The following is a 7,645-nucleotide window of genomic DNA, read 5'->3' as shown; positions in this document are numbered from 1 at the left end:
AATTTGCTCAAGCCTGCACTGGCTTCGGGCAGTATCCGCTGCATGGGCTCGACGACCTACAAGGAGTATCGCCAGCACTTCGAAAAGGACCGCGCGCTGGTGCGGCGCTTCCAGAAGATCGACGTCAACGAGCCGACCGTCGAGGACGCGATCGCGATCCTCAAGGGCCTCAAGCCGTACTTCGAGGACTATCACAAGCTGAAGTACACCAACGAGGCGATCGAGTCGGCCGTCGAACTGTCGTCGCGCTACATCCACGACCGCAAGCTCCCGGACAAGGCGATCGATGTGATCGACGAGTCGGGCGCGGCGCAGATGCTGCTCGCCGAGAACAAGCGCAAGAAGACGATCGGCATCAAGGAGATCGAAGCCACCGTCGCTACCATGGCGCGGATCCCGCCGAAGAGCGTATCGAAGGACGACGCCGAGGTGCTCAAGCATCTCGAAACGACCCTGAAGCGCGTGGTGTTCGGTCAGGACAAGGCGATCGAATCGCTGTCGGCCTCGATCAAGCTGGCGCGTGCCGGCTTGCGCGAGCCGGAGAAGCCGATCGGCTGCTACCTGTTCTCGGGCCCGACCGGCGTCGGCAAGACCGAAGTTGCGAAGCAGCTCGCTTCGACGCTCGGTGTCGAGCTGCTGCGCTTCGACATGTCGGAGTATATGGAACGGCATACGGTGTCGCGCCTGATCGGCGCGCCTCCCGGCTATGTCGGCTTCGACCAGGGTGGTCTGCTGACCGACGGCGTCGATCAGCATCCGCATTGCGTAGTGCTGCTCGACGAAATCGAGAAGGCGCACCCGGATCTGTACAACGTACTGCTGCAGATCATGGATCACGGCCGGCTCACCGATCACAACGGCAAGCAGGTCAACTTCCGTAACGTGATCCTGATCATGACCACCAATGCGGGCGCGGCCGATCTCGCCAAGCAGGCGTTCGGCTTCACCCGCAACAAGCGGGAAGGCGACGACCACGAGGCGATAAACCGGCAGTTCGCGCCGGAATTCCGCAATCGTCTCGATGCGATCGTGTCGTTCGCGCATCTCAATGCCGACGTCATCGGCATGGTGGTGGAGAAGTTCGTGTTGCAGCTTGAGGCGCAGCTCGCCGATCGCGATGTCACGATCGAGCTGACCGACGAGGCCAAGGCCTGGCTGGTACAGCACGGCTACGACGAGCAGATGGGCGCGCGGCCGATGGCCCGCGTGATCCAGGAGCACATCAAGAAGCCGCTTGCCGACGAGGTGTTGTTCGGTCAACTCAAGGGCGGCGGCCACGTCAAGGTCGTGCTGGTCAAGGACGAAGCGGTTGCCGGCGTCGAGCTGGAAAAGATCGCCTTCGAATTCCTCGACGGCCCGGTCACGCCGAAGCCGGAGGATCTGCCGGGCGCCAAAAAGCGCGGCGCCTCCCGCAAGGCCAAGCCCCGCGCCAAGGATCGGGTCGAAGAGGCCTGATCGCGGCAGGCGAGAGATGAGTTAGGAAAGGCCGGCGAGCGATAGCCGGCCTTTTTGTTGGTCGATTGTTCGGTGACTTCGTTGCGCGCCAAGTCCACGCGGGTCGACAGATAGGCCGGATATCTTCAACGCGTCGTCACGCCAATCCCGTGCCCCGGACAAGGCGCAGCCGCCGCTCGCGGCGGATGCGCCGCAGATCCGGGGCCCCGGTTTTGATCAGGTTCGCCACATGTCGGCGCCTCGAGGTCTTGCCTGCGTCGAACCGGGGTCCCGGATCTGCGGCGCCGCGCTACGCACGGCACCTTGTCCGGGACACGGCAGAGACTGCTCTGTGTTGGGCCAGCTAGGCTGCGCGCTCCGCCTTGCAATGACGTAGAGGGATAGTCGAGCAACAAGATTGGTTGTTAGTTAGCTGTTGCTGGCGGTAGGGGTGATCGAGGCCCCGCGGGTGCCGGCTTTGATGACGCGGGCTGCTGCGTGTCCACGGGCGCAGCGGGTAGCACCGGTGCGGGCGCTGCTGTCCCAGGCGGGGGGACGGCAGGTGGCTGCGCAACCGGTGGCGGTGCAGGCACTGGTGTTGGCTGCACGGTCTCGCCCGCCGGTGGGATCATCGCCCAGCCATAGGCTTTCAGTTTGCCGCGGCCGAGCGGTAGCACCATCGTGCCGAACACTGGGGTGACGTCGCCGAGCGCGGCGCGGTAGGGCGGCGGCAGCTCGTCGGTGCGGGGGAATTCGTCGGTGGTCCACACCACCAGCGTGCCGGACTGTTTCAGCCGCTGCGCCGTGATCCAGGGGCTCTTGCGGAAATCCGCATCGATGAACACCGACGGGCGCGGCGCCGCATACAGCGCGACGAACCCGGCCTGCCGGGCACTGCCGGTGACGATGTCGAGCGGCTTGGTGGTCCGGCTCTTCCACACCGCCTGCATGGCGTTCGACAGCGCGCGCGCCGGATAGAGTTCGGTCGGCAGCGGGCCGTTGCCATAGGCGCGGCTGTAGATCGAGCCGATCGCGACGAATGGCGCACCGACCAGAACAAGAAGCCATACCACCACCGCGAGCCGCGGGGCACGGAGCCCGAAACTGGGCGGCAGCAGCATCAAAAGAGCCAAGCCTGACAACGCTGCAACGGCGCTGCCGGTGGTCGCGCCAATGCCGAACCAGCCGGCCATGCTGCCGAGTGCGATCAGCAGCGACGGCCCGAAGGCGCTCGCGAGGATCAACGAGCGATCGAAGCCGCTTGGGCGCTCGAAGCTCAGCTCGGCAGGCGCACCTTGCAACGGAAGGCGGGGCAGGGCTGCGAGCACGGCGAGAACGATCAGACCAAGGTGCAGGCCGATCTGGCCCAGCAGGAAATCGAACGCGGCGACCATCCGCGCGCCGATGCCGTGCGGCGCGGCGTCAGCCTGCGCCAGCCACAGCAGATGCGGAGTCAGCACCCCTACGGCGAGCGCAATGCCAAGCACCGGCCCCGGCGTGAGCAGATGCCGGCGGCCCTCCGGCGTCAGCACGAGATGGCCGGCCAGCACCAGCATCAGGGCGAAGCCGGCGTGCTCGGCATTGCCGAGCAGGCCGCAGACCAAACCGAGCGCGATCCAAGGCGCTCGTGTCGTGCCGAGTACGGCGCGTCGATACAGCGCGACGGCCCCGACGCTCAGCGGCAGCGCCGTGATGGCGGGATCGAAGCCCAGCACTTCAGCGCCGAAGCAGCCGATCATGATGGTGAGCGCCACCGCCAGCGTGGCACCGCTGCGGCCGAGCATTGCCGCGCCGAGCCGCCACAGCAGCAGCAGCGTCAGCAGCGCCGAGCCGACCGACAACAGGATCTGCGAGCCGGTCCAGCCGCCGGTCAGGAGTGCGGCGAGCTGCGTCAGCCACGGCGCCAGCGGCGGATCGCTCCACGGCCCGGTCGGCCATTCATGGCCGCGCAGCGCCATTTCGTAGCCGACGGCCGGCAGGCTCGGGAAGCTGAACCCCGCGACCAGCCACAGCCCACCATAAATGCCGAGGATCCACAGCAGCATCCGCCGCGGTTCGTTGCGCAGGATATAGAGCACGGCATCGCAAGCGCGCAGCACCAGCCCTGGCGCGACGATTGGCTTGGGCTCGATTGGTCGCGCGGAGGCGGACGGCGCCGGCCGCTGCATGGGCTTTGTCGGCGCCTTCGGCGCCGGTGCGGGGCGGGGTGGCGGCGGGGTGGGCCGCCTTGCGGCGACCGGAGCTGTTTCACCACGTGCAGCAGTTGGCGTTTGCGCCGGAGGGGGCGAGGGCGCAGCGCCGGGCTCGGCAGCTTCAGCAGCCGCCTCGGCCGCAACAGGCTTGGCGGCTGCCGGCTGCGGCTTGCCGTGCTTCTTCTTCGGCCGCCGGGTCTTGGGCTGCTTGCGCTTGATGGCCGTCGTCCTCTGCACACCGGCGACGCAGCCGCGGGCCGGATCGTGGTATCAGGACCGACGTTTTAGTGCATCCGGACGTCGAGGCAATTGCCGGAAAGGCGACTTGCCGGGGACAAAAGCGGCCGCGGCAACGCGCCGCCCTTACCCCTCGCCGAGCAGAATCTTGATCTTGCGTTGCAGCTCGCGCTTCTTCTTTTCGCTCTTGCGAAGTTGCTCGGCGAGTTCGCAATTGTCGCCGGTCCTGAACGCCAGTCCGGCTTTATTGCCGCGCCGCCAGACCACGGTCGACGGATAGGTGCGCGCCTTGCGCGGGATCGTCAGTGCGATCTGCTCGGGGAGGCCGGCTGCGCTTCCGAACTCGATCGTGGCGCCGGTCTCCGAGAGGTTTCGGACGACGCAGTCACGCGTCGCGCCGCGGTCGCTGACCAGGGCGCTGCCGCCATAGACCACCTTCTCCCGCTGCGTCCTCCGCCGATCGTCCATGGTGCCTCTCCGTGCCTCGCGCGCGGAGTGTAAGCGGACAACATTCGGGCGAAAGTCTTTCCCCGCATTAACCTGAATCGGGACGCAACGGGACCGCCGACGCGACTAATGCGTCGGCCGGCCGTGGCGGTAGTCGCGTGGCGAGACGCCGAAGCGTTCGCGGAACACCCGGCCGAAATGCGACAGGTCGTTGAAGCCCCAGGCGAACGCGATCTCGCCGATCTGGCGGCCGGCCTGACGCGGCGCGGCGAGGTCGCGCGCGCAGCGCTCAAGCCGCTGCGCCAGCACGTAACGCTGGAACGAGGTGGCGTCGGCGGCGAACAGATCGCTGACATAGCGCGGCGAAATGCCGAGCGCCGCAGCCACGCCCGCCACCGACAGCTGCGGATCGTGCAGCCGGCTCTGGATGTGGGCCTTGAGGCGGTACAGCATCGCGGCGCGGTGCGAGGTTGCAGGCCGCGCGCCGTCGAGACGGTCGGCGATCGCCATCGCCACCAGATCGACTGCCTGCTCGGTCAGCCGGTTCGCCGTATCAGCGTCGACCCGGTCGGCGAGCTCGCATATCGACGCGATGAAATCGTAAGCGAGTTTGTCGAGCGGGCGCTCGGAGGTGAAGGTCGTTGCGGTCAAGTCCTCCGTCCGGACCCGACGCGCGATCAGCTCGCGCGGCACCTGCAGGATGCGCTGCGAGAAGTCGCCGTCGAACTGCAGCTCGTAGGGGCGTGTCGTGTCGTAAAACGCGAATTCGCCCGGGCGGATCACCGCCTCGCGGCCGTCCTGCGTCACACCGCCGTGCCCCTTGGTACCGAGCGCGAACAGCACCGACGCTTGCTGCGCGCGGGCAATCCGCGCCGGCGTGCGGGCGACACGCTGCGCACAGGAGGACACCGTCGAGCACAGCGCGTGACCGAGCGCGCCGCTCGACACCGAACCGTGAAACGAACTACCGAGATCTGAGCTGCAATCGAGCTGCACATAGACGTCGCAGATGATGTCCTGCCATAGCGCTAGCCGCTTGTGAGGCGGCGCATCGTCGGCCGAGAACCGGGTCGGCATCCTCATCTCTCCCTGAGCTGACTCGCCCGCACCGCAAACGGAGTCGAGTTTTCCTGCCGTCCCGAACGAGTATCGTCGCCTGAGCCTCAATAAGATGCACGGATCAAATTCGATGATCAACTGTGCAATGCAGGAGGTTGCAGTGGGAATTCAGCACCCGAAATACAAAGTAGCAGTCGTCCAGGCCGCGCCGGTCTGGCTTGATCTCGATGCGACCGTCGACAAGACGATTGCGCTGATCGAGGAAGCGGCAGCCAATGGCGCGAAACTGATCGCGTTCCCGGAAGTCTTCATCCCCGGCTATCCCTGGTACATCTGGCTGGACTCGCCGGCCTGGGCGATCGGACGCGGCTTCGTGCAGCGCTACTTCGATAATTCGCTGAGCTACGACTCGCCGCAGGCCGACAAGCTGCGGGCCGCGGTGAAGCGCGCGGGGTTGACCGCGGTGCTCGGCCTGTCGGAGCGCGACGGCGGCAGCCTCTACATCGCACAATGGATCCTCGGGCCGGACGGCGAGACCGTCGCGAAACGCCGAAAGCTGCGTCCGACCCATGCGGAGCGCACGGTTTACGGCGAGGGCGACGGCAGCGATCTTGCGGTGTTCGACCGGCCGGATATCGGGCGGCTCGGCGCGTTGTGCTGCTGGGAGCATCTGCAGCCGCTGTCGAAATACGCGATGTATTCCCAGAACGAGCAGGTGCACGTCGCTGCGTGGCCGAGCTTTTCGCTCTACGATCCATTCGCGCCGGCGCTCGGGTGGGAAGTCAACAACGCCGCATCGCGGGTCTATGCGGTGGAGGGCTCCTGCTTCGTGCTCGGACCGTGCGCCACCGTCTCGCAGGCGATGATCGACGAGATGTGCGACAGCGACAGCAAGCACGCGCTGCTCAAGGCCGGTGGCGGCCACGCGACGATCTTCGGGCCGGACGGCAGCATGCTTGCAGAGAAGCTGCCGCCGGATCAGGAAGGGCTGCTGTACGCCGACATCGATCTTGGCATGATCGGCATCGCCAAGAACGCCGCCGATCCCGCCGGTCACTATTCGCGGCCGGACGTGACGCGCCTGCTGCTCAACCGCAAGCCTGCGCGCCGCGTCGAACACTTCGCGCTGCCGGTGGATGGAGAGCCGGCGGAGACCGAGCCAGCGGCGTCGTGATCGTCGCAAGCAGGGGCTCGGCCGCATCGCTGACAGCCGAGCTGCTCTAACTCAGCGGTCGTCTCGTCATTGCGAGCCGAAGGCGAAGCAATCCATGCCACACGCGTGAAGCTGGATTGCTTCGTCGCTGCGCTCCTCGCAATGATGGGGATAGGTTGTTGTTCTACTCCGAGCTCTCGCGCACTTCGCGGGCGCGTTGTTTTTGTGCGTCGAACTCGGCGCGGCGGCGGGCGAGTTCTTCGGCGCTGAGATTGGCGACGTTGTTGTAGTCGCGTTTCCAGGATGGATCGTCGCTCCAACGCAGCGGCGATTGCACCGTGGTCTGCGCCGTTGGTGCGGTTTCCAGCAGGCGTAGCGCGAGTTCGAGCGTGAATGCCAGCGAAGCTCGGTCGTGCGGCTTGCCGGCGGAGTTGCCGAGCGGGAAGTCGCTGAACAGGAACCGCGGCACGGCGGCGTGCTCGACGATGTCTTTGGCACAGCCCATGATCACGGTGGCGATGCCGCTTGCTTCGAGATGCCGCGCCACCAATGCCACAGTCTGATGGCAGACCGGGCAATTCGGCACCAACACCGCGGCATCGACGTTATCGGCCCGGCAGCGCGCGATGATCTCGGGAGCGTCGGTGTCGATCGTGACGCGATGGCTGCGGTTGGTCGGCGCGCCGAAGAAGTTCGGCGCCAGTTCGAAGCGGCCTTCGCTCGCCAGCCGCCGCAACTGCGGCAGCGGGAACCACGTGCCGCTGTCGGTCGCGGTGGTGTGGACGCGGTCGTAGGCGATATGGGAGATGCGCAGATCGTGATCGGACGCGGTATCGCCGGCATAGACTTGGTAAAACTTGGCACCGCCATTGTAAGGTGCGCCGGGGCCCTGATCGCCCTTCGCCGGATCGTAGGGCGCCGCGGTGGTGATCAGTGCGACGCGCGACTGCGTCAGCGGCTTCAGCAACGGCTGGAACGGCGCGCCGACGTGATGCGCCCAGCGATATGGCGCGTCGTAGCCGATCGCCTGATAATAAGCCCGCGTTCGCGCCATATAGGCGATCGGCACATCGTCGTCGGCGGCAAAGGTCGTGTCGGGCTGGTCGGCCATGATAGCATCTGC

Annotated in this window: 6 protein-coding genes; 2 read left to right on the top strand and 4 right to left on the bottom strand. The window is 66.4% G+C overall.

All coding sequences use genetic code 11. The features are described from left to right. On the top strand, positions 1-1,455 hold a 1,455-nt coding region (locus ACOJTD_RS08265), incomplete at its 5' end, for an AAA family ATPase (protein ID WP_420132435.1). 404 nt (positions 1,456-1,859) lie between these two features. On the opposite strand, the gene ACOJTD_RS08260 is transcribed toward ACOJTD_RS08265, so the two are convergent. The 3 genes from ACOJTD_RS08260 to ACOJTD_RS08250 form a co-directional block, all read right to left on the bottom strand. Continuing rightward, a complete protein-coding gene (locus tag ACOJTD_RS08260; protein ID WP_420132434.1) occupies positions 1,860-3,602 on the bottom strand; it encodes a glycosyltransferase family 39 protein in 1,743 nt (580 codons plus the stop codon). Positions 3,603-3,989: 387 nt separating this feature from the next. Then, positions 3,990-4,331, bottom strand: a complete 342-nt coding sequence (locus tag ACOJTD_RS08255; protein WP_420132433.1) for a PilZ domain-containing protein — start codon at positions 4,329-4,331, stop codon at positions 3,990-3,992. 105 nt (positions 4,332-4,436) lie between these two features. Beyond that, complete coding sequence (locus ACOJTD_RS08250; protein WP_420132432.1) at positions 4,437-5,387, bottom strand: helix-turn-helix domain-containing protein; 951 nt, start codon at positions 5,385-5,387, stop codon at positions 4,437-4,439. 142 nt (positions 5,388-5,529) lie between these two features. Here ACOJTD_RS08250 and ACOJTD_RS08245 point away from each other — a divergent pair, with 142 nt between their 5' ends. Beyond that, positions 5,530-6,543: a carbon-nitrogen hydrolase family protein gene (locus ACOJTD_RS08245; protein WP_420132437.1), complete on the top strand. Its 1,014-nt coding sequence runs from the start codon at positions 5,530-5,532 to the stop codon at positions 6,541-6,543. Positions 6,544-6,706: 163 nt separating this feature from the next. On the opposite strand, the gene ACOJTD_RS08240 is transcribed toward ACOJTD_RS08245, so the two are convergent. Continuing rightward, on the bottom strand, positions 6,707-7,633 hold the full coding sequence (locus ACOJTD_RS08240) for a glycine reductase (RefSeq protein WP_420132431.1): 927 nt from the start codon (positions 7,631-7,633) through the stop codon (positions 6,707-6,709). Between the last annotated feature and the right edge of the window lie 12 nt (positions 7,634-7,645).

Source organism: Rhodopseudomonas sp., assembly GCF_048594845.1.
Classification (GTDB): Bacteria; Pseudomonadota; Alphaproteobacteria; order Rhizobiales; family Xanthobacteraceae; genus Rhodopseudomonas.
This window is presented reverse-complemented; position numbering and strand designations above follow the sequence as displayed.